The 22,393-nt window shown below is 72.0% G+C and carries 18 protein-coding genes; 13 read left to right on the forward strand and 5 right to left on the reverse strand.

Annotated features, from left to right (window positions below):
• Positions 1–261 (forward strand): hypothetical protein (locus AB0F81_RS32465; protein WP_360203403.1); only part of this gene is annotated, 261 nt, incomplete at its 5' end.
• Entirely contained in the window at positions 258–2,876 is a 2,619-nt protein-coding gene (locus AB0F81_RS32470; protein WP_360203405.1) for a DUF6493 family protein, read from the forward strand. The genes AB0F81_RS32465 and AB0F81_RS32470, both read left to right, overlap by 4 nt.
• Positions 2,877–2,974: 98 nt before the next feature.
• Here AB0F81_RS32470 and AB0F81_RS32475 read toward each other — a convergent pair whose 3' ends face one another.
• The gene (locus tag AB0F81_RS32475) at positions 2,975–4,459 is read right to left on the reverse strand and encodes a DNRLRE domain-containing protein (RefSeq protein ID WP_360203407.1); all 1,485 of its coding nucleotides are present in this window, start codon (positions 4,457–4,459) and stop codon (positions 2,975–2,977) included.
• A gap of 227 nt (positions 4,460–4,686) precedes the next feature.
• Between AB0F81_RS32475 and AB0F81_RS32480 the strand changes: the two genes are divergently transcribed.
• Complete coding sequence (locus tag AB0F81_RS32480; RefSeq protein WP_360203408.1) at positions 4,687–5,856, forward strand: dipeptidase; 1,170 nt, start codon at positions 4,687–4,689, stop codon at positions 5,854–5,856.
• A gap of 305 nt (positions 5,857–6,161) precedes the next feature.
• On the opposite strand, the gene AB0F81_RS32485 is transcribed toward AB0F81_RS32480, so the two are convergent.
• On the reverse strand, positions 6,162–8,465 hold the full coding sequence (locus tag AB0F81_RS32485) for an amino acid permease (RefSeq protein ID WP_360203410.1): 2,304 nt from the start codon (positions 8,463–8,465) through the stop codon (positions 6,162–6,164).
• A 125-nt stretch (positions 8,466–8,590) separates the two neighbouring features.
• On the opposite strand from AB0F81_RS32485, the gene AB0F81_RS32490 reads away from it, so the two are divergent.
• Entirely contained in the window at positions 8,591–8,857 is a 267-nt protein-coding gene (locus tag AB0F81_RS32490; protein ID WP_360203412.1) for a hypothetical protein, read from the forward strand.
• Between the two features lie 230 nt (positions 8,858–9,087).
• Here the strand turns inward: AB0F81_RS32490 and AB0F81_RS32495 are convergent, their stop codons facing one another.
• Positions 9,088–9,738 (reverse strand): response regulator transcription factor, encoded by a 651-nt coding sequence (locus AB0F81_RS32495; protein ID WP_360203413.1) that lies wholly within the window; start codon positions 9,736–9,738, stop codon positions 9,088–9,090.
• Positions 9,735–10,967 carry a histidine kinase gene (locus tag AB0F81_RS32500; RefSeq protein WP_360203448.1) on the reverse strand — a complete coding sequence of 411 codons (1,233 nt, stop codon included), beginning with the start codon at positions 10,965–10,967 and terminating at the stop codon, positions 9,735–9,737. The genes AB0F81_RS32495 and AB0F81_RS32500 overlap by 4 nt, the downstream gene beginning before the upstream one ends.
• A 145-nt stretch (positions 10,968–11,112) precedes the next feature.
• Here AB0F81_RS32500 and AB0F81_RS32505 point away from each other — a divergent pair, with 145 nt between their 5' ends.
• The 7 genes from AB0F81_RS32505 to AB0F81_RS32535 all read left to right on the forward strand — a co-directional run bounded on the left by AB0F81_RS32505 (position 11,113) and on the right by AB0F81_RS32535 (position 20,495).
• Positions 11,113–12,024: an ATP-binding cassette domain-containing protein gene (locus AB0F81_RS32505; protein ID WP_360203415.1), complete on the forward strand. Its 912-nt coding sequence runs from the start codon at positions 11,113–11,115 to the stop codon at positions 12,022–12,024.
• On the forward strand, positions 12,021–12,776 hold the full coding sequence (locus AB0F81_RS32510; RefSeq protein ID WP_360203417.1) for an ABC transporter permease: 756 nt from the start codon (positions 12,021–12,023) through the stop codon (positions 12,774–12,776). The genes AB0F81_RS32505 and AB0F81_RS32510 overlap by 4 nt, the downstream gene beginning before the upstream one ends.
• 131 nt (positions 12,777–12,907) lie before the next feature.
• On the forward strand, positions 12,908–14,935 hold the full coding sequence (locus AB0F81_RS32515; RefSeq protein WP_360203418.1) for a peptidase M6 immune inhibitor A: 2,028 nt from the start codon (positions 12,908–12,910) through the stop codon (positions 14,933–14,935).
• Positions 14,936–15,047: 112 nt separating this feature from the next.
• Complete coding sequence (locus AB0F81_RS32520; RefSeq protein WP_360203420.1) at positions 15,048–15,626, forward strand: MerR family transcriptional regulator; 579 nt, start codon at positions 15,048–15,050, stop codon at positions 15,624–15,626.
• Entirely contained in the window at positions 15,623–18,163 is a 2,541-nt protein-coding gene (locus AB0F81_RS32525) for a VIT domain-containing protein (protein WP_360203421.1), read from the forward strand. Before AB0F81_RS32520 ends, AB0F81_RS32525 begins: the two co-directional genes overlap by 4 nt.
• Positions 18,164–18,244: 81 nt before the next feature.
• On the forward strand, positions 18,245–19,219 hold the full coding sequence (locus AB0F81_RS32530) for a ricin-type beta-trefoil lectin domain protein (protein WP_360203423.1): 975 nt from the start codon (positions 18,245–18,247) through the stop codon (positions 19,217–19,219).
• A 217-nt stretch (positions 19,220–19,436) separates the two neighbouring features.
• On the forward strand, positions 19,437–20,495 hold the full coding sequence (locus AB0F81_RS32535; protein WP_360203424.1) for a nitroreductase: 1,059 nt from the start codon (positions 19,437–19,439) through the stop codon (positions 20,493–20,495).
• A 16-nt stretch (positions 20,496–20,511) separates the two neighbouring features.
• Here the strand turns inward: AB0F81_RS32535 and AB0F81_RS32540 are convergent, their stop codons facing one another.
• Entirely contained in the window at positions 20,512–20,943 is a 432-nt protein-coding gene (locus AB0F81_RS32540; protein WP_360203425.1) for a DUF2000 domain-containing protein, read from the reverse strand.
• 41 nt (positions 20,944–20,984) lie between these two features.
• On the opposite strand from AB0F81_RS32540, the gene AB0F81_RS32545 reads away from it, so the two are divergent.
• Both AB0F81_RS32545 and AB0F81_RS32550 read left to right on the forward strand, forming a co-directional pair.
• Positions 20,985–21,776, forward strand: a complete 792-nt coding sequence (locus tag AB0F81_RS32545; protein ID WP_360203427.1) for an AraC family transcriptional regulator — start codon at positions 20,985–20,987, stop codon at positions 21,774–21,776.
• 227 nt (positions 21,777–22,003) lie between these two features.
• Positions 22,004–22,372, forward strand: a complete 369-nt coding sequence (locus tag AB0F81_RS32550; protein ID WP_360203429.1) for a hypothetical protein — start codon at positions 22,004–22,006, stop codon at positions 22,370–22,372.
• Positions 22,373–22,393: the final 21 nt, after the last annotated feature.

Here is a 22,393-nt window from a genome sequence, read left to right on the forward strand (position 1 = left end):
GTCGTGCCGGCCCTGACCGACGCGCACCGCGCGGGCGCCTCGGCCGCCGTGTGGGAGCTGCTCACCGCCGCCCTGCCGGCGCTGCTCGCCGCCCGGCACCGTTCGCTGCCCGACCTACTCGCGCTGAGCACCCAGGCGGCCGTCACGATCGGCGCGACCGGCGACATTCCCGGCCTCGCCGGGACCGCCGCCCGCCCCGGCGGCTCCCGCCTGGTCCACGAGGCGAAACGGCTGCTGGCGACCACGGGAGCGGGCGCATGAGCAGCAGACTCAGCTGGCAGGCCCTCGACCGCTCGGCCCGCGCGGGCGACCTCGACGGCATCGCCGGCCTGCTGTTGTCGGCGACCGAGGACGAGCGCCTGGCCGCGGCGAAACCGGTCGAGGCCGGCATCCGGGCCGTCGACACGGACCTGTGGTGGCGCTCCGACATCAGCCCCACCCCGGGGTGGGCGCTCGCGGTGATCGGCTGCATGCCGACCGCCGCCCGGGCCGCGGCCCTGCTCGGCCGCCGCGGCATGCAGACGTGGAGCCGCACCTCGCCGGACCGGTTCCTGACGGTCGCCCGGGCGCGGGAGCTGACCTGGCTCGGCGACCTCGGTGTCCGCCTGGCCGAGCGCCTCCCGGTCCGCGACGTCTGGTTCGAGGACTGGCGGTTCGCGGCCGCGCTGCTGCGGGCCGGTGGGGCGGACCCACCGGTCACCGAGGGTTTCGTCCGCGGCTGGCTCAACCAGTTGCTGCGCGCCCACCAGCCAGTTCCGTCACTGCGTCAGCGGTTGCGCGGCGACCCGTTCCTGGACCGGCTGCTCCCGGGCGTCTTCGAGATCGACGGTCTGGGCGCCGACGCCGCGGTCGGTCACCTGAGTCCCCGCACCGGGAGCTGGGACGCCACGCCGCGCTTCCCCAGCGTCATCGCGGACCTGGTCGCGGAGGGCCGGCTGGAACGCAAGGTGATCGTGGACGCGACCGTGGACCGGCTCGTCCGCGGCGACCGGGCCAGCGCCCTGCGCCCGTTCGTCCTGCTGCACGAGGCGCTCGCCCTCACCACCGACGAGCTGGCGACGTATGCGCCGGACTACGCCCGGCTGCTGCCCGACGCCCCGTCCGCGGTTGCCGGGCCGGCCCAGCGTGCCCTGCGGGCCGTCGACGACGCCGGCCGCCTGGAACTGCGGACCCTGCTCGAGGTGAGCGCGGCCACCCTGGTGCGCACCGAGAAAACCCTGGTCAGAGCACAACTCTCCTGGCTGGAGCGGGTGCTGCGCCGCGAGCCCCAGCGGGCCGCCGACATCCTGCGGACCGTGGCCGCCGCGTTCGGCCACCCCGCTCCGGACATTCAGGAGCGAGCCCTCACGCTGATCGGCCGGCACCGGGACCGGCTCGACCCGGCCACCCTCGCCGACCTCGGCGAGGCCGCCGGCGCGCTCGCCGGTGACCTGCCCGCCCGCGCGGCCGACCTGCTCGGTGTCCCCGCCGTCGCGCCGGCGCCGGCCGTCCCCGGCCTGCCACCGGTGCTTCCGGTGGCCGAGGTCCCGCCGCCGATCAGCGGGGTCGCGGAGTTGCGCGAGGAGATCGTGCTCCTGATGGCCGAGGAGACCGCGCTGCGGTGGGAGCGGGTGCTCGCCGCGCTCATCGCTCTGCGCGGCTGCGGCCTAGCCGAGGCGCTGGCACCGCTCCTCGACCGGCCCGAGTTCACCGAGCAGGCCTGGATGCCGCAGCACCGCCTGGTGCTCCTGGGCGAGGCGATCCGGGCCCTCGGCGGGCGGGGGCAACGGATGCTCCCCGCCCTGACGGCCGGCCAGCGCGGCGGCCCCGGCTCCGTGCTGGCGGCCCGCATCGCCGAGGTGGGTGTCGAACTGTCCCGCTCGCCGGTGCCGTTGCTGCTCGCCACGCCCACGCACGTCAACGGCAGCCTCGACGCTTCGGTGCTGCTGGAGCGGCTCGCCCGCATCGAGGCCGACGGCCGGCAGCCGTGGCAGCTCGACCTGCATCAGGCGCTGCTCCGGGTGCCCCGGCAGGCCGACCCGGCGCTGGCGGCACGCGCGGCCCGGCTCACCTCACCCGCCGGCCGGCAGTTCGCCGCCTGGCTGGCCGAGGGCGGCATGCCCGACCCGGTGAGCACCCGCCTGAAGCAGCGGATCGGCTCGAAGTCGCTGCGTCCCGCCCACGACCGGACCGTGGTGCCGTCCCGGGTGCTCGCCACCCTGCGGCCCGCCCGCACCGGTGGCCTGCCGTGGGAGGAGCGGTTGCTCACCCTGGACCGGCCGGCGCTGCCCCGCCACCGGGCCACCGACCCCATCGCGGAGACCGACATCCTGACGATGGTGCTGCCGCACCACCGGGAGGCGACAGCGGCGTGGGCGCTCGTCGGCCTCGCCGGTCTCGCCGACCAGGACCAGCGCGGCGGCGGCCACCTGTTGCCGCTGCTGGCCGAGTGCACCGGCCCGGTCGGCCCGGCGATGACGCTGGCCCTGGCGTACACGCTGGCCGCGCGCCACGAGGCGGACCGGGTGGCCGGCGTCGACGCGTTCCTCACCCTCGCCGCCGGGCCGGAGCCGTTCGCCGCGGCCCTCGGCGCCGAGCTGGGCCACCTGTGCGGTCCGGACAGTCTGATCAAACTGACCCGCGTCGTGCCGGCTCTGGCCGACGCGCACCGCGCCGGCGCCACGGCCGCGGTGTGGGATGTCCTCCTGCACGCTCTGCCGCTGTTACTGCCGAAATCCCCGCGCGGCCTGCCCGACCTGCTGTCGCTGGCCACCCAGGTGGCGCGCGCCGTCCACGGCCGGGCCGACATGCCGGAGCTGGCTGCGGTGGCCGGCCGCAACGGCACCTCCCGGTTGTTCCGGGAGGCCCGACGGCTGCAGACCGTCCTGGCCGGATGACCGGCATCGGCCGCCGGGCTCGGCGGGCAGCCCGGGAAATGCGGAAAGCGCCGCCCGGCGGGGGACCGGACGGCGCTTTCCTTGAGGGGAGGATCAGGTCAGCCGAGCTTCACGTTGAAGATCGGGTTGGCGGCCAGCTTCTGGAAGGCGGCCAGGCCGGCCTTGGTGCTGTCGATGCTGATGTCGCGGTTGCCCTCGTCGTCGGCCTTCGTGTCGAAGTGCACGATCGCCTTGATGGCGGGCCGCTTGACCAGCTGCGGCAGGACGCTGTTGTAGACGGCGGACTTGTCGGTGGTCTGGCCGATGCGGTGGTAGGCGCCCCACTCGGCGATCATGATCGGCTTGCCGGCGTGCTTGGTGGTGGCCCACTCGTAGAAGCCGAGGCCGCCGCCCTTGGGGGCGCGGTCGAGCAGGTCGGCGAAGTCACCGAAGTGGTAGTAACCCTTCTCCACCGAGACGTAGGAGTCCAGGCCGATCCAGTCGACGACGTCGTTGCCCGGGTAGAGGTCCTTCCACCAGGACTGCGCCATCCACTTCTCGTTGCCCATGTAGGCGAGCACGTTGACCACGTTGGTCACACCCTTGGCGCGCAGGCGCTCGATGGTGTGGCGGTACATGGCGGCGAAGTCCTTCGCCTCCCAGCCGGAGCCGGCCTTGGCGACGACGTCGTTCTCCGGCTCGTGGTTGAGCACGAGGAAGGTCTTCTTGCCGTACGCCTTGATCCGCGCGGCGAAGGCGTCGATCCGCTTGTCCTGCTCACCCTTGGCGACCTTGGCCCAGTTCGAGCCGTAGGCGACCTTCCAGTTGAGCAGCAGCACGCGCGGGTTGGCCGCGTCGTTGGTCATGGCGATCTCGGCCTTGGTCGGGAACGCCTCGTCACCCTTGTGGTAGGTGTGGAAGATCGTCGCGGTGCGGCCGCTCAGCTTCTCCCAGTTGCGGTGCTCGAGGTCGCGCGGCTTGCTGGTGAAGCCACCCGCCGCACCGCCCCACAGCACGCCGCAGGAGGGCACGAGCTTGGCGTCGGTCACGCAGTTCTTGTAGTCACCGGTGACGACCGGCGCCGCCGGCTTGGCCACGGGCGCCGAAACGGTCTTGCCGTTGGTGGTGATGACCAGCTCCGGCCCGCCCTTGGCCTTGTTCTCGGCCGACTGGAAACGAAGGAGCGCGGTCGAGGTCAGGGCGAACGAGTAGGTGCCGGGGCCGGTGACCTCGGCGCTCAGGTCGAAACCGACCCGGGTGTCGGTGGACTTCGGGGTCACCGAGGCGACCGCGAGGCCCAGCTTCGGGGCGTTACCGGAGGTCAGCTTGCCCTCGGTCCACGAGTTGTCCACGACCCGCGACACGGTGACCTTGCCGGACGGCTTGCCGGACGGGCTGAGGAACAGCCGCGCGGCCTTGACGTCGGTGCCGGCCGGAACCGTGAACTTCAGGAACGCGGTCTTGCTGTCCTTACCCGCCTTGCCGGCGACGAGCTTGTCGTCCGCGCCGAAGGTGGCGGTCTTGCGGCTGCTCGAGGTGTAGCTGTCGTCGGCGGCCTGCACGGCCAGCTCGGCGTTGGCCGCGTTGGCGGCACCCGGCACCATCACAGCGGTGGTACCAGCAATTACGGCGGTCAGAGCTGTCAAGGACTTCGGCAGCTTGGCGCGTCGCATGGAAAATCTCCCCCGGTTTGTCCGGCCCATGTCGGCCGGGCATGTGAAAGAGATTCCAGGGCGGCGGGTGCACGCCCAGTGCCCGTGCAGGTGCCACCGGGTTGCGGTGTTCGGACGTTCTGCTTGCACCGGGAGCCGGGGACCGGTAGCCAGAGAACATGCTGCTGATCATCGACGGCCACAACGACCTCCCTATGCGCCTGCGCGAGTGGCACGGCTCGGACGTGGCGGGGCTGGAGAAGGAACGCCCGCCCCTGCACACCGACCTGCCACGGTTACGCGCCGGCGGGGTGGGCGGTCAGTTCTGGTCCGTCTACGTCCCGTCGGATCTGCCCGAACCGGTCGCGCTCGCGCACACGCTGGAGCAGATCGACGTCGTCTACCGGATGGTCGCCGCCTACCGCGACGACCTCGAACTCGCCTACACGGCCGACGACGTGGAGCGGATCATGGCGACCGGCCGGATCGCCTCGCTCATCGGGGTGGAGGGCGGCCACAGCCTGGCCGGTTCGCTCGGCGTGCTGCGCTCGCTCGCCCGGCTCGGCGTCCGCTATGTGACGCTCACCCACAACCACAACACCGCCTGGGCGGACTCGGCCACGCAGGCGCCGGCCGCCAACGGCCTCACCGATGAAGGGCGAGCAATCGTACGGGAGATGCAGCGCATCGGCGTGCTGGTGGACCTGTCGCACGTGTCGGCGGCGACCATGCACGCGGCACTGGACGTCGCGACCGCCCCGGTGATCTTCTCGCACTCGGGGGCGCGTGCGGTCACCGATCATCCGCGCAACGTTCCCGACGACGTGCTGACCCGGCTGCCCGGCAACGGTGGCGTCATCCAGTTGACGTTCGTGTCGTACTTCGTCAACGCCGCCACCTTCGACTGGAAGCTCGCCGCGGACGCCGAATGGGAACGGCTGGGCCTGCCGCCGGTGCCGTACGAGTGGCCGGCCACCGCCCGCCCCGGCGAGGAGCCGCGCGCCACGCCGTTCAACCCGCCGGTCGACCCGGGTGCCGAACCGGCCTTCCAGGCGTGGCTGGCCGCCCACCCGAAGCCGTCGGCGACCGTCGCGCAGGTCGCTGACCACGTGGACCACGCCCGCGAGGTGGCTGGGATCGATCATCTGGGCATCGGCGGCGACTATGACGGTACGCCTGAGGTGCCGGACGAGCTGGCTGACGTGTCGAGGTATCCGCGGCTCTTCGAGGAGCTTCGCGGCCGCGGCTGGTCCGAGGCTGACCTGGGGAAACTCGCCAACGGCAACATTCTGCGGGCCCTGCGTGACGCGGGCCGGCTCGCGGCTGAACCGCTGGGTCCGGGCGTGTGAGCTTGCGGATCCGCCGGCGGCCCAGCTGGTGGGTTCGGACGCCAGGCCTGCCGGCGGATCGGCCGGCACGCACCGTGATGCTTGGTGGGCTTCACGGGTGCTGCCGGTATGCAAGCGGTGTGGCCACTTGACCTGAGAATCGTACGGTTTCCCAAATGGCGGGAAAGCCGGAGGGGCCTGACATCGACGTACGGTATGCATGCGGGTTCCGGGCCGCGCTGAGCCGCCAGGCGGAGCTGTCCCACCTGCAGAGATCGCTCCACGCAGAGCGATCGGATGTCTACCGCCTGCGGCGTCCGTGCAGCTCAGTCGGGTTTCTCGGAGTCGTCGGGCTCGGTCGCGGGGCGGCGCGGCGCCCCGGGCTTCGGCGGTTCCGGGCGGGCGTCGCGGGCCGGCTCGACCGGTCCGGTGTGCGCGGCCTGGCCGGGTGCGGACGGCGGATCCTCGTTCTCCGTGGGTGCGCCGGCGCCCTTGGGCACCGAGCCCGCAGACGTCCCGGAGATCGGTGCGGATCCCGAGATCTGCACGGAGGGTGACGTCGGCTCCGACACGGACGGTTGCGACGTCTCGCCGGTGGGCGGTGTGGTCCGGTTCGGGCCGGTGGTGCGCCGGGCGCGGGGGGTGCGCGGGCGCCGTGCCGGTTCGGGTTCTCCGGAGGCGCCGTTCGTGGGGGCGGTCTCGACGGCCTCACCCGGGACGGAGGTCCGCGGGCTCCGCTTGCGGGGAGCCGGCGCACGCCGAGCCGACGGTGCGGCCGCGGCCTGCGGGCTGGTCTTCTCGCTCACCGGTGGCACTTCATCGGTGCTCGCAGCTCGCGTGCCGGTTTCGCGGGGCTCTTCCCCGAGGGCGGGTGGCAGGGGGTCGGCCCGTTGTTCCTGCTCGGCCGTGGCGCCCGCGCTCCGCAGACCCTCCTCGGGAGTCGCAGGCACCGCGCCTGCATCCCGCAGGCTCTCGTCCGCCGTCGCGGGCGTGCTTCCATCGCGTGGCGCCCGTTCTGTGGCCGGTTTCGCTGTGCCGGCTGGCTGCTGCGCCGGCGCGGCCGCTGCGGACGCCGTGTCCGCGTCCCGCGGTTCCGCCCGGGTCGTTGCGGTTGCCGGGTCCGCCTCCCGCAGACTCTCCCCCGTTTCTCGCACGCTCTCCTCCGGCTCCCGTACCTCCTGATCGGGCACGAACGCGGACGCCGTGGGCGACGGAGGGAGGCCGGTGCCGATGCCCGCGTACACCTCGGGCCGCTCCCGCCGCAGCCGCCTGCCCCAGTAGATGCCGGCGACGAACAGCAGCAGGAACGCCAGCGGCGGCGACCAGACCTTGAGCAGGTTGTCGGAGTCCAGCAGGATGCCGAAGGACGCGACCGTGAGCAGCAGGATCAGCGCCAGGAAGACCAGCGCGATCCACGGCGCGACCGAGCGCCGCCAGCGCGTCTCCCCGTGGCCGTCCTTGCGGAAATAGCGGACCACCGCCACCGCCGCGATGACCATCAGAACCAGCACACCGAGCCCGCCCGAGACCGTGCCGAAGAAGAACAGGTCGGTGGTGGGGTTCCAGCCGGCGATCGCGAAGATCAGCAGCACACCGACGGCCAGCCCGGACTGGGCGAGCGACGCGGTGACCGGCACGTCGTCGCGGGTGCGGGCGAGCGAGGACGGCAGCACACCCTCGCGTGCGACGGTCAGGGCATAGCGGGCGACCGTGTGGTGGAAGGCGAGCATCGCGGCGAACAGGCTGGTCGCGAAGAACACCCGGGCCAGGTCGATGACGACGGCCGGAAGGTACGGCTCGGGCAGGAAGAAGAACAGGTCGTCGAGGTGGTCGGCAGCGACCGCGATGATCTGATCGGGCCCGGCGGCGACCGACATCACCCAGGCGGTGCCGCCGTAGAGAACCGCCGCGACCAGCAGCGTCAAGCCGATCGCCCGGGCGACGGTGCGGCGCGGGTCCCTGGCCTCGGCCGCGTACACCAGCGGCGCCTCGAAGCCGACCATCCCGGCGACCGCGGCGACCAGCAGAGCGACCCCGCCGGCGCTGGCGATCAGGGCCGGGTTGAGGGTGTCGAAGGTGACGGTGCCGCCGGCCGGGTTGGCGAGCATCGCGGCGTCGAGAACCAGCACGATCAGCACTTCGGCGCAGACCAGGACGGTCAGGATGCGAGCGTTCAGGTCGATGTTCAGCCGGCCCAGGACGGCGATCAGCGCCCATCCCACCAACGCCCAGACAACCCAGGAGATCTCGAGGCCGAAGGCCGCCACCACGTGGTGCGTGGCCACACCGAAGGCGCCGTAGAGGCCGATCTGCATGGCGTTGTAGGCCAGCAACGCGACGAAGGCCGTCCCCACACCGGCGGGCCGGGACAGGCCGGCCGACGCGTACGCGTAGAAGGCGCCCCGGTTCGGCACATGTCGCGCCATCGCCGCGAGTCCCACCGCGAAGACGCCGAGCACGGCCGCGACCAGCATGTATGCGACCGGGATGCCCTTCTCCTCAACCTGGCCGTAACCGAGCGGCAGCGCTCCGGCGACGACGGTGAGCGGCGTCATGGCGGAGACCGCGATGACGAAGATCGGCCACGTGCCGAGCCGGCGCTCGGTCATCGTGGTACCCGGCTGGGGCATGGCGCCTCCTCATCGACTCCGACGACCGCCCTCCATCATGTCCTCCACAGCGGACGAGCGACATAGAAACTTCTCGATCTTGGAGGGTCGCGTTTCGCTCCCGGGCCGCCGGGTAGGCTCCGTCCATGCCCATCGGACCGCAACCACGCGGCCGCCGCGGCACCGTCGAGGAGCCCTACTCCCCGCTGAACCTGCGGCTGGTCCTCGCCGCCTTCGGCATGGTCGTGTGCAGCGTGCTGGCGGTGCTGCTGTTCCGCGCCGGGTGGACCGTCCCCGGCTGGCTGCTGGTGGGCTGGGCGGTGGTCGCCGCCATCGACATCGTGGTGGTGCAGCTGCGCCGCCGGGCACGCGCCCGCGCCGAGGGCGGCCGCGACCACTCCCTCTTCGAATAAGGCCCGCCCGGGCCAGACCGGCGTCGTGCCGAGGCAGCGCCACCCTCGCCCGGCGCGGGCTCGGAAGACGCTCAGGCCAGACCGGCGCCGCCACTCGCACCCGGCGCTCGGGCTCGGAAGACGCTCAGGCCAGACCGGCGCCGCCACTCGCGCCCGGCACTCGGGCCCGGAAGGCGCTCAGGCCAGACCGGCGCCGCCACTCGCGCCCGGCACTCGGGCCCGGAAGGCGCTCAGGCCAGACCGGCGTCGTGCACCAGCAGCGCCACCTGGACCCGGTTGTTCAGGTCCAGCTTGGTGAGCACCCGTGAGACGTGCGCCTTCACCGTCGCCACCGACATGAACAGGTCCGCCGAGATCTCCGCGTTCGACTTGCCCTGCGCGACGGCCAGGGCGACCTCACGCTCCCGCGTGCTCAACCGGCTCAGCTGCTCGGTGGCCCGGCCACGGTCCGGCGGGCCGGCTGCGACATGGGCGATGAGTTGCCGGGTCACGCTCGGCGACAGGGTCGCCTCGCCGCGCGCCACCCGCAGCACCGCCTGCTTGATCTGCCCCGGCGGGGTGTCCTTGAGCAGGAAACCTCCGGCTCCGGCACGCAGCGCCCGCAAAACATACTCGTCGGCGTCGAACGTCGTCAGCACCAACACCTCGGGCGCACCGGGACGTCTGCGCAGCGCCTCGGTGGCGACCAGGCCGTCGACGCCCGGCATGCGGATGTCCATCAGCACCACGTCGGGCCGGTGTTCGGCCACCGCGGCCGCGACCTCGCCGCCGTCCGCCGCCTGGCCGACCACGCTGACCTCACCGTCACCCGACAGGATCATGGACAGGCCGGCTCGCACCAGCGGATCGTCGTCGACGATCAGCACACGCACCGGGTTCATGCCGGCCACGGCAACCATGCGGAGACGACGAACTCATCGCCGTCGAGACCGTGCGTGAGCCGGCCACCGGCCAGGGTGGCGCGTTCGGTCAGGCCGATCAGCCCCATCCCGGTGCCCGGGATGGGGCTCGCTGGGACGGTCACGGCGAGCGGATTGCGCACCTCGACGGTCAGGCCCTCCCCGGCAGCGCCGCCGACGTTGACGCTCACCGCGGCGCCGGGGGCATGCTTGCGGGCGTTGGTCAGCGCTTCCTGGATGATCCGGTACGCCGCGCGGCCGGTGGTCAGTGGCACATAGTCGGATTCGGCGGCCAGGTTCAGCCGTACCCTCACTCCTGCCGACCGTGACTCGTCGGCGAGAGCGGGCAAAGCGCTCAGGGTGGGTTGTGGCCGCTCCGGCGGCCGGCTCTCCTCGGACTGGCCCTCACGCAGCACGCCGATCACCGCCCGCAGGTCCTGCAGGGCGTGGTGGGCGCTCTCCCGGACCACGGCGGCGGCCCCGGCGATCTCGGCGGGTGGCGCGTCCGGCCGGAACTCCAGCGCTCCGGCGTGCAGGCTCAGCAGCGAGATCCGGTGGGCCAGCACGTCGTGCATCTCCCGCGCGATCCGGGTGCGCTCCAGAACCCGGGCCTGGGCGACCCGCAGCTGCTGCTCGGCCTCGGCCCGCTCGGCCCGGTCCCGCCAGGAGACGATGAGCTGGCGGCGGGCCCGCACGAGCATGCCCCACATGGCCACGATCACGATCATCGTGGTGCCCCACCAGAACGCCTCGGCGAAACCGGCTCCGAGCTCGGGCCGGTAGGTGGCGAAGACGGCGTTGGAGCCGATCGCCGCCGCGACGACCGCGGCGAGCAGGGGCAGCCGGCGATGCACGGCGACGGTGAACAGGATGATCAGTAACGTCACGCCGCTGGCCACGGAGAAGAGGCCGAGCAGCACCGCGAGACAGGCCAGCGGGATCAGATAGCGGCGACGCCACCAGAGCCCGATCCCGGCTATCCCGCTGAGAATCCCGTCGAACAACACCAGCCAGGTGGGCGTGTGAGCCCACTCCCGGATCAGCACGGGATCGGGGCGGAGCAGGTCGACGGTCGCTGCCACGGTGAACCCGAAGCCGAGAACGAAACAGAGGGTGTCGACCACCCAGTCGCGCATGGAGCGGCGCGCCGGGAGGTGCCCAGCCGGGTCCGCGGCCAGCGCGGACGGCCACAACCAGCGGTACTCGGTCATCGACGTCCCCACGCGTCCGACGATACGGGCACGCCGCACCGGGCCGATAGCGACCAAAGTCGTAACCGGGATGTCGACGAAGGGTTCGCGGGCATCGACCACCGGCCGACGCGCGGGCACTCCGCGCGGCCGCAGGCTGGTTCCCATGATTGAGGTCGAACATCTCACCAAGCGGTACGGCAGCCAGCTCGCCGTCGACGATGTCTCGTTCACCTGTGAACCCGGGACCGTGACCGGTTTCCTCGGTCCCAACGGCGCCGGCAAGTCCACCACGATGCGGATGATCTGCGGTCTCACGCCGCCCACCTCCGGCCGGGCCACGGTCGGCGGCACCGAGTATCGCCGGCTGGGCAACCCGGGACGGCAGGTCGGCGTGCTCCTGGACGCGTCGGCGCAGCACGCCGGGCGGACCGGACGGGAGATCCTGTCGCTCGCCGCGATCACCATGGGCCTCGACACCGACCGGGTGCCGGACCGGCTGGCGAAGGTCGGGCTGGACAGGACGGCGGCGAAACGGCGGGTCCGCGCGTACTCGCTCGGCATGCGGCAGCGGCTCGGCCTGGCGCACGCGATGCTCGGCGACCCGGCCGTTCTCATCCTCGACGAACCGGCCAACGGCCTGGACCCCGAGGGGATCTTCTGGATGCGTGGCCTGCTGCGCGCCTTCGCCGACCGGGGCGGCACGGTGCTCCTCTCCTCGCACCTGCTGCGCGAGGTCGAGGCGGTGGCCGACCGGCTGGTCGTGATCGGCAACGGCCGGATCCTCGTCCAGGGCGACAAGGACCAGCTGCTCGGCGAGGCCGGCACCCTGGTTCGTGCCGTCGACGCGGGTGAGCTGGGAACCCTGCTCGGCAGCATGGGCCTGTCCGGTTCACGGTCGTCCGACGGCAGCATCCTCGTGCCCACCGACGCGCAGACCATCGGCAAGGCGGCCGCGGCCGCCGGAGTCGTGTTGCTGGAGCTGCGGCCCGCCGGCGCCGGCGGTCTGGAGGAGATGTTCCTGCGGCTGACCGGTAACGGCAACGGCGGCACCGAGCTCAAGGAGGTCACCCGATGAGCGTCCTGACCGAGACCCGCGCCGTGCCGATGGGCCGGCTGACCGTGGTCGAGCTCCGCAAGCTCGCCGACACCCGCGCCGGGTTCTGGCTGCTGCTGATCATCGGGCTGGCCACCGTGGCCACGTCCGGGATTCTGCTCGGCTGGGCGGAGGACGCCGAGCAGACGTTCGCCGGCTTCTTCGCCTTCGGCCTGGTGCCGTCGGCCGTGCTGCTGCCGGTGCTCGGGATCCTGTCGGTGACCAGCGAGTGGTCGCAGCGCACCGCACTGACCACCTTCACCCTGGTGCCGGCCCGCGGCCGGGTGATGACGGCGAAGCTGGCCGCGGGCGTGCTGATCGCGATCGCGGCAACCGTGGCGACCGGCCTGCTGGCCGCCGCGGCAAACGTGATCGCCGGGTCGCTGGGCGGCGACGCCTCCTGGAGCCTGGACTCCTCGCTGATCTGGCAAAGCCTGCTCCTTCAGGTGATCTTCGTGCTGATGGGCATCGGCTTCGGCGCCCTGCTGCTCAACACCCCGCTCGCGATCGTGATCTTCTTCGCGCTGCCGACGGTCTGGACCATGGTCGGTGAGATCGTCACCAAGCTCGCCGACGCCGCGAAGTGGCTCGACCTCAACGTCACCTCGCAGGCGCTGTCGGAGGCCGACGCGACCGGCGGCGAGTACGCCCGGCTGGCGGTCTCGGCCGCGCTCTGGGTGGTGCTCCCCCTGGTGGCCGGGTTCGTCCGAGTGCTCCGGAAAGAGGTTTCCTGATCGACGGAGTGGTTTCCCGCTCCTCTACCACCGGTGTTGGCGTCACGGCCTCGCGATCGCAGGTAGCGTCGCGAGACGTGACGCGCACCCTTTTTGCGAGCTTCGCGGCTATAACCGTTACTGTCCCGCTATTGGCTGCTCCACTCTCCGCCGGAGCGGTGCCGCCCACACCTCCGCCTTTCCCCACTCCGAGCGAGTCGGCCGCCTTTCCCACCGACGACGTCCCGTGGTTGATCCCGGACCGGCTCACCCTCAACGGGGAACCGCTGCCGCCGGCCAGTTACCGCCCGCGGCCGGCCGCGCGGCGCACCGCCGCCGAGACCCCGCCGATCGGGACGGTTCGCAGCTGGGCCGGCCTCAACGCGATCGACAACGACGTGTACCGCAAGGACTACAGGCTGCGGGCCGTCGGCAAGCACATCGAGGTCTGGGTCGCGAACGACCTCGCCTTCCCGGCGGGCGACTGCCGGGGCAACGCCACCGAGATCACGGACGCCCAGCTCAGCTCGCTGGTCCAGGAGTTCGACGAGAACATCTATCCCACCGAGACGGCGGCCTTCAGCACCCCGCCGGACCGGACCGGGGCGAACGCCGGTGTGGACGGCGACTTCACCGGAGCGGGCAACCGGACCGTGACCCTGGTCGACAACGTCCGCGACGAGAATTACTTCAACTTCCCGGAGCGGCCCACCTATGTCGCCGGGTTCTTCTCCGAGCAGCTCAACGAGCTCTTCGACCGCAACGTGATCACGATCGACGCTTACGACTGGGCGCATCAGACCGGCGCGGAACCGAAGAACGAGCCGACCGACGACCGGTGCACCAGCCGTCCCGCCCGCCCCCGCCTTTACGAGTCGACCTTCGCCCACGAGTGGCAGCACCTGCTCGCCTATTACACCGATCCCAACGAGCAGATCTGGATCGACGAGGGCCTCGCCGAGTACGCACAGACCCTCGTCGGCTATGTGAACCCGAGCCTCAACGTCTACCGCCGCGGCTTCGACATCCATCTTGCCTGTTACCAGGGCTTCGGCGCGGTGAAGACGACTTACAACCCGAATCCGCGGGCGTGCAACGCGCCGTCGAACTCGCCGAACCTGTGGAAGGAGGGCGGGCAGGACGAGATCCTCGCCGATTACGGCATCACCTACCAGCTGATGCTCTACCTCCGGGACCGCTTCGGCCCGGAGATCATCTCGACTCTGCACCGGGACAAGGCGAACGCCGGCATGGCCGGCATCGCCGCCGCGCTGCCGAAGGGCACCGACCTGCACGACGTGCTGCACGATTTCCAGGTCATGACGCTGGTGGACAAGGCCGTCGGCCAGCCGGGCGGGGTGATGAAGGGCCTCCCCCGCGAGCGGGTGACCTCGCCGAGCCTGCGATCCACGGTCAACCTGGCCGACGACTCCGCCCACGGTGCGCCCGGCGCCGCCCCGAACGGGGCCGATTACGTCCGGCTGCCGCGCGACCTCGAGACGCTCGGCTTCCGGGGCGCCACCACGCTCCCGTCCCGCCCGCTGAGCTGGAAGCTGGACGCCGGGATGCTTTTCTCCGGCAACGAACCGAACACCGACGCCACCGCGGTGCGGGTGATCGACGTGCCGTCGGAGGACCCGATGCTGCGCTTCACGTCGTCGCACGGCCTGGAGAAGGACTTCGACTACGGATATGTGACGGTCTCGACCGACGGCGGAAAGACATATCAACCGGTTGCCGGGGACCGGACGGTGAAGGGGCCGCAGGGTGCGGCGATCACGGGCCAGGCCGAGGACGTCACCCTGAGCTACGACCTTTCCTCGTACGCCGGGAAGCGGGTGCTGCTCGGCCTCCGTTACGTCAGCGACGCGGCGGTGAGCCTGGGCGGCTGGCACATCTCGGACCTGCGGGTCGGCGCCACACCGGTGAACAGCGCAACCCTCGACGGCTGGCAGTCGCCCACCCAGGTGCGCCCGATCCCGGTGCACAACTGGCACGTCAGGCTGGTCGGGCTGGGCAGCTCCCGGGCCAAGGTGGTCCCGCTCGACGAATTCGACAGGCTGGACAGTTATCCCAAGGTGGTCGCGGTCATCGCTTACGACGAGCCGACCGGGCAGGTCACTCAATACGCCCCCTACACACTCCTGGTCGACGGCAAGCCGTATCCCAGCGGCTCCTGACGCACCACTCGATCTGCCCGCCACCGCGCTCCCGAGCGCCGGTGGCGGGCATTTCCGTATGCCGATATTGACAGTGTCATCGTGACAGTGTCAATATCGGAGCATGTGGACGATGGAGCAGTTGGTGGAACGGGTGCACGCGGCGCTCGCCGATGAGTACCCGGGCGCACCCAACGGCCGTGTCCGTGAGCTGCCCGACCGCCGCTCCATCCGGTGGTATTCGACGATCGGGCTGGTCGACCGCCCGCTCGGCACCCGCGGCCGGGTCGCTCTCTACGGCCCCCGTCACCTGCTGCAGCTGGTCGCGATCAAACGCCGGCAGGCTGCCGGGCGCACACTCGCCGAGATCCAGGTCGAGTTGACCGGCGCCTCCGACGAGGCGCTCTCGGCCGCGGCTCGCGTGCCCGCGGAGCTGCTGACCGCCGAGCCGCCGCCCACCGAGGGCCCGGTGCGCACCGAGTTCTGGAGAGACTCCCCCGCGCCACCCGCGCCAGCGGATCGCACGACCGCACCCAGCGCCGCGCCTGACGATACCGGCCTGGTGCTGACCGGTGTGCCCCTCGGCATGGGCGTGATCCTGCTCGTCCCGCACGCACTCGACCACGTCGACCGGGGCGATCTCGCCGCGGCGGCACGACCCCTGCTCGATCTGCTCGCGTCCCGTGGGCTCACCGTTGGGAGAGATGAATGATCATTTCCGTCAATCCGATGGGCACCGCGGAGCGAGACCGCCTTCGCGACCAGCCCGGCTCCGGTTTCGGCACGCTGCAGACCGAGCGGGGCAACCTCCCCCTCGACCGGCTCGACGTCCAGGCGAAGATCAGCGGCCTGCTGGTCCGGACCGAGCTGACCACCGAGTTCGTCAACGCCCACGACACCGCGCTCGAGGCGACCTACATCTTCCCGCTGCCCGATCGCGCCGCCGTCACCGCCATGTCGATGACCGCGGCCGACCGGACCGTCGTCGCCGAGCTGCGGGAGCGCGCCGAGGCCCGCGTGGAGTACGACCGGGCGGTCGCCGCCGGCCGGCGCGCATCGATCGCCGAGGAGGAGCGGCCCGACGTCTTCACCATGCGCGTCGGCAACATCCTGCCCGGCGAGCGGGTGACCGTCCGGCTGCGCCTGGTGGGCCCGCTGCCCTATGAGGACGGCGCAGCGACCTTCCGATTCCCGTTGGTCGTCGCACCCCGCTACGTGCCCGGCGCCCCGCTTCCCGGGCCCTATGTCGGCGACGGTCAGCTTCCCGACACCGATGCCGTGCCCGACGCCTCCCGGATCTCTCCGCCCGTCCTGCTGCCCGGCTTCCCCAACCCGCTGCGACTCTCGGTCGGCGTCGACGTGGACCCGGCGGGCCTGGATCTCGGCGAGGTCCGGTCCAGCCTGCACACCGTCACCGACGACGGTGGGACGCTGCGGATCTCCCCCGGCGAGCGGGCCGACCGTGACTTCGTGTTGCGCCTGGCCTACGCACCGGGCGGTGAGACCGCGGTGGCCGTTCCCGACGAGGAGGGCGACGAGGGCACCTATCAGCTCGTGGTCCTCCCGCCCGAGGCCGCAACCACGCCCCGGCCGAAAGACGTGGTGCTGCTGCTGGACCGTTCCGGGAGCATGAGCGGCTGGAAGATGGTCGCTGCCCGGCGCGCCGCGGCCCGGGTGATCGACACCCTGACCACCGCCGACCGGTTCGCCGTGCTCACCTTCGACCACCAGGTGGAGCGGCCGGACGGTCTCGCGGAGGGCCTGGTGGAGGCGAGCGACCGCAACCGCTATCGGGCGGTCGAGCATCTGGCACGCGCCGACGCCCGGGGTGGCACCGAGCTGCTCAGCCCGCTCGCCACCGGTCTCGGCCTGCTGTCCGACAGCACCGGTCGCGACCGGGTGCTGGTGCTGGTCACCGACGGCCAGGTGGGCAACGAGGATCAGATCGTCCGCGAGATCGCCGGGCGGATCGGCGCGACGCGGGTGCACACCGTCGGCATCGACCGCGCCGTCAACGCCGGGTTCCTGGGCCGGCTCGCCGCGCTCGGCGCCGGCCGCGCTGAGCTCGTGGAGAGCGAGGACCGGCTGGACGAGGCGATGGAACACATCCACCGCCGGATCGGCGCACCGGTCGTGACCGGGCTGTCGGTCGGCGGCGACGGGATCACGCTCCTCGGCGACACCCGCAGCCCGGCCCGGCTGCCGGGCCTCTACCCGGGCGTGCCGCTGGTGGTGACGGGCCGCTACACGGGTGCGGCCGGTGGACGCTTCACGGTCGCCGGGCGCACCCGCGACGAGCAGGAGTTCCGCACTGCCGTCGCGGTCGAGCAACGCTCCGAGCAGGCGGTCACCTCGCTGTGGGCGCGGGCCCGGATCCGGGATCTGGAGGACGCTTTCGCGGCCGGCAACCGCTCGGTCGAGCAGGAGATCATCCAGACGTCGCTGCGTTTCGGGGTGCTCTGCCGCTTCACCGCCTACGTGGCGGTCGACGAGCGCGTGGTGAACGAAGACGGCAAGACCAAGCGGGTCACACAGCCGGTGGAGCTGCCGTCCGGCTGGGAGGCACCGGCCGCCGGAGCGGCTGCCGGTAAGGCCGGCATGTGGCTCGGTCTCGCCCAAAGTGCCACCCTCGCGGGGCCCGCGGCGCCGATGGCGCCGTCCCCACCGGCCGGCCCGCCGGCTCCCCGGCCACCGTTCGCGCCGGTTCGCGCCCGTGGCGCCGCCGACGGCGGCCGACCGGGTCGCCTCGGCCGAGGTCCCAGGGCGGCATCCCCGTCGGCGAGCCGGGCCGGCTTCGACGACATGGCAGTGCCCGAGTTCCTGCAGCCAGACCTGGATGTGCACGACGAGGCCGGCGCGGGGTCCCTTGCCCCGAGTGCCGCGGAGTCCCGTGAGGTCGCCGAGTTCCGCGAGCTGATCGCCGTGGAGGCAGGCCGCTTGCGTGACGCCGCGAGTCTGCCTGCGGCGGATCGCAGGGATCTGCTCGATGACCTGGCAACGCGGCTCGGTGTCCTGCTCGCCACACTGCTGGCCACCGAGTTCGGCCCGGTCCGCGAGTTGGTGCAGGTGCTGCGTGGCGACGCGCCGCTGGACGAGAAGTGGGCACGTGCCATGCAGGTTCTCACCGCTGCCGGCAACGGCGAGCCGCCTCGGACTGGCGCGACCGGGGGCGAGGCGACGTCGCCCGGCACCGGATCGGAGCCGACCACCGGCGGAAAGACACGGGAGGTGCCGTTCTGGAAGCGCTGACAACTGATCTTCGGCCGAACGGCCCCCCACGCGGCTGGTCGGGTGCCGGTAAGTTGGGTCATCGATGTGCCGGATCGGGGGGTGGCTAAGCCAGTGAGCGCGGGCTCAGCGGGCGACGACGCGGTGGTGGAGGGCGACGGCGACGACCGGGATCCGCTGCTCGTGCGGCCGTTCGTGTTGCAGGAGGGCGGCCACTCCGAGGCTCCCGCTTCCGCCGCGACGTGGCCTGCCGACCCGGCCCGGGAGATTCCCACCCAGGTGATCCCGGCGGTGCCGGCCACGCCGGCGCCATCCGTCCGCCGCACGCTGCGCCGGCGCTCGGTGCTGCTGGCCGCGACCGGAGTGGCAGCCGTGCTGGCCGTCGTCGGGTGGGCGGTGCTGCGCCCCGCGCTCACCCCCACGGTTTCCACGTCGCTGGCGGATCAGCAGTTCCCCGTCATCAGCGGGCCTGCCCCGGCAGCGAGTGTCACTCCGAGCGACACTTCGCCGGCCGCCGCTGCGGGCGACGCCGACAACTCGGGTGGGGAGACCGCCGACGGCGTCGCCACCGAGCCCCGGGCAGAGTCGACGTCCCGGCCGGCCGTCATCACCACGAGCAAGGCTCCGCAGAAGACGACATCCCCGTCCGTCGCCGCCGGCACCACCGCGCCGCCGGCCCCACCCGCCGACCTCGTTCCGTCCGCGCAGACCGATGCGGCCGCGCTGGTCAGCGGCAACGGGCTCTGCCTCGACCTGCGCGGCGGCGACATCGACGAGGGCAGCGACGTCCACGTCGACGACTGCAACGGCACCAGCCCGCAACGCTGGCAGCTCAACTCGGACCGCACCCTCAAGGTGGGCGACCTGTGCGCCTACATGGAGGGCACCGGCGAGGTCGAGCTGGCCCGCTGCGACGGCCGGAACACCGCCCAATGGGCCATGAACAACGACGGCCGCCTGATGAACGCGGCCAACGGCCGCTGCCTCACCGACCCGCATTTCGGCGCCCGACCAGCGAACGAGGTCGTCGTGGCACCCTGCGCCGGCACGTCGAACCAGCGCTGGACCTTCCGCTAGACCAGGCTGCAGGGCCAGCAGCGCACTGAGCAGATAGGCGGCGTGACCAGGCAGCTGAACCGCTCGGCCGCCGCATCGGAAGAGTTGCTCGGCCGCCGGGTTGGTGGCCGCCGGACCGCGAGCGTGGCAGCGAGGAGTGGCGGACTGGCCGTCTGCAGGCTGGATGGTGGGACCTTCGGCCCTGTCCGGCTCGGCCTCGCGGCCGGACGCTGAAGCCATGACCGGAATCCTGGTCGACGCCGTGCAGCACGCCCGGCACGCACCGTCGATCTTCAACACTCAACCGTGGCAGTGGCGGATCGAGGCGGGCAGCGCCGAACTGTGGGCTGATCCGGAACGGTGGCTCGAACACACCGACCCGGACGCGCGGATGCTGCTGCTCAGTTGCGGTGCGGCTGTGCACCATGTGGCGGTGACAGTTCGTGCGCAGGGCTGGAACGTGGAGATCGACCGCCTTCCCGAGGCGGGGCGCGGGCCGCTCGCGCGGCTGCGACTCGTGCCGCCCCGCCTGGGTGTTGGCCTGGCCGCTCGGTTCCGGGCCGGCTGGTGGCAGGGCCGGACCTCGGCGGCGACGGCCGGGCCGGAATGGGAAGACCTCGCCGCGGCCATCGGGCGGCGCCGGTCGGACCGGCGCGCCTTCGGCCCGCAGCCGTTGGAGGGGCGGATCCTGGCGGATCTGCGCCGGGCCGTCGCGGGGCAGGGCGTGTCACTTCATCTGGTACGCCGGGACGAGGTTCCGTTGCTCGCGGCGCTGACGGCACGTGCCGCTGAAGACGCCGCGAACCATCCCTGGCAGGCAGCCGAGCTCGCCCACTGGACGCATCGGCCGGCCGGTTCCGGCGACGGCGTTCCTCTCAGCACGGCCGTACGGAACGCGCCACGCCGGGTGCCGATCCGGGACTTCACCGCGGGGAAGAACTTCGCCGGGCTGGAGCCGGGAGCAGGCAGCGACTCCGGGGCTGCCTACGCGGTGTTGTGCGGGAACGCGGACACCCCGGCCGACTGGCTGCGGGCCGGCGAGGCGCTGTCAGCGCTCCTGCTCACAGCCACCGCGCGTGGAGTGGCGTCGTCGATCATGAGTGAAGTGATCGAATCGCCCAGGACCCGGGAAATGCTGGCCGGGCTGGTCACCGGGCGGCGGCCATATCTGGTGGTGCGGCTGGGCCGGCCGGTGGACGCGACAGCGCTTCCGGCTGCACCCCGCCGGCCAGCACACCGGACCGTCCTTTCGGCCGCGTCACCATCACTGCGCTCGCAGGGTTTCAGGAGTGCATGACTGCGCTCGCAGGGTTTCAGGAGTGCATGACTGCGCCCTTCAGGATCTTGTCTACCGCGGTTCGGGGGGCGTGCAGGGCCAGTCCTACCAGGTCCAGGGCGGCGGTGGGGACGGTGCGGACGGCGGCGCGGTTGTCAGCGTCGTGGCCGGTGGTGAAGAGGTCCGAGGTGAAGATGGACATCGTCACGCCGCGGGAGAGGGCGCGGGTGTGGGCGGTGGTCAGCAACTCCTTGCTGCCTTCGAGGACGAGCACCGGCTGGCGGAACATCGGCAGGTAGGTGACGTCGTCGGCGTCCTGGTAGGGGGCGCCGATCACCTCGGGGTACGCGGTGGAGATGCCGCTCACCAGGAACGCTGTGACGTTCAGGCGTTGCCAGACGAGCAGGTCGTCGCGGAGCAGGACGGCGATCTTGGTGGGGAAACGGACCGGTGCGTTCATGCAGCACATCGTCGTCCGGGTGGGCGGGGCAGGTCTTGTACGATTTTGACGTGCCCGGCGGGCCCCAGATCCGAGCCTGGCGGCCGCCGCTGGACGGGGTCGCCGAAGTGCTGCACGCCCGGTTCGGGGAGCACGCCTACCCGATGCACGCCCACGACACCTGGACCGTGCTGCTCGTGGATGACGGGGCGGTGCGGTACGACCTGGACCGGCACGAGCGGGGCGCCTTCGGTGAACTGGTCACCGTCCTGCCGCCGCGGGTGCCGCACAACGGCACAGCGGCACGGCCCGGCGGATTTCGTAAACGGGTGCTCTATCTGGAACCCCATCTGCTGCCCGCTCGGCTGATCGGTGCGGCCGTCGGCACCCCGGCGATCGGCGATGCGCCATTGCACCGGCTGATCTCCTCGGTTCATCGGCTCATCCGTACGCCGGGTGACGAGCCCGCGGCAGAAGCAAAGCTGGCGCTCGCGGTGGAACGGCTTCGCGCGCGCCTCGGTGATCAGCCGGAAATGGGGCCGCCGGGCCGCGAGGCTGCCCGGGCCCTGCGTGACCTGCTTGAGGAAAACATCGTGCCGGGGCTGCCGTTGACCGCCGCGGCGGCGCGGCTGCATTTCGACCCGGCGTATCTGGTTCGGTCGTTCAGCCGGGAGTTCGGCATGTCGCCGCATCAATATGTGATTTCGCGGAGGGTGGACCTTGCCCGCCGGCTGATCCTGGCCGGTGAACCGATGCGATCTGTTGCGGTCGGTGCCGGGTTTTACGATCAGCCGCATCTGGTACGGCATTTCAAGCGCATTCTTGGCGTGAGTCCGGGGCGGTTCGCTCAATCGCCGAGCTGAGCGGACTTCGACGGGCTCGGCCGAGGCGGGCAAGGCACACGGACGACCGCCGGCTGGAGGCGCGGCGAAACGCCAGCGGCGGGCGAGGCGCGCCGACGACCGCCGGCTGGAGGCGCGGCGAAACGCCAGCGGCGGGCGAGGTGCGCGGACGGCCACGGGTTGATGGCGCGGCGACAAGCCGGGCACCGGCGAAGGCTCGGGATCGCCGGTGGGTGAGGATGGGCGCCATGTCTCGCTCTGCCCTTCGGCCTGTGGTGATCTTCGCCGGTGTCAGTGTGCTCGCGGCGGCGACCACCGCCTGGGCGGTTGCGGACCTCGTGCATGAGATCGGCCAGCCGCGCTGTGTGAGCGGGCGGCGCGTGGTGAGCTGCGACGGTGGCGCCGGGACGTCGTGGATCGCGTCGGTGCTGGTCTTCCCCCTGCTGTTCGCGGTGGTGGGGTGCTACCTCTACCCGGTGTCGCGGCTCGTGCGGGCGGAGAAGGCCAAACGGCGGGACGGCCGGCGGTCGGCGCTGCGGCGGCTGTTCGGCCTGGTCTTTGTCGCGGCGGTGGCGCTGGCCGCGCCGGCCGCGCTGCTGGTTCGGTCGGTGCTCTGAAGGTCAGGCTTGATCATGGGC

The organism is Actinoplanes sp. NPDC024001 (assembly GCF_040638955.1).
In the GTDB taxonomy this organism is placed as follows: Bacteria; Actinomycetota; Actinomycetes; order Mycobacteriales; family Micromonosporaceae; genus Actinoplanes.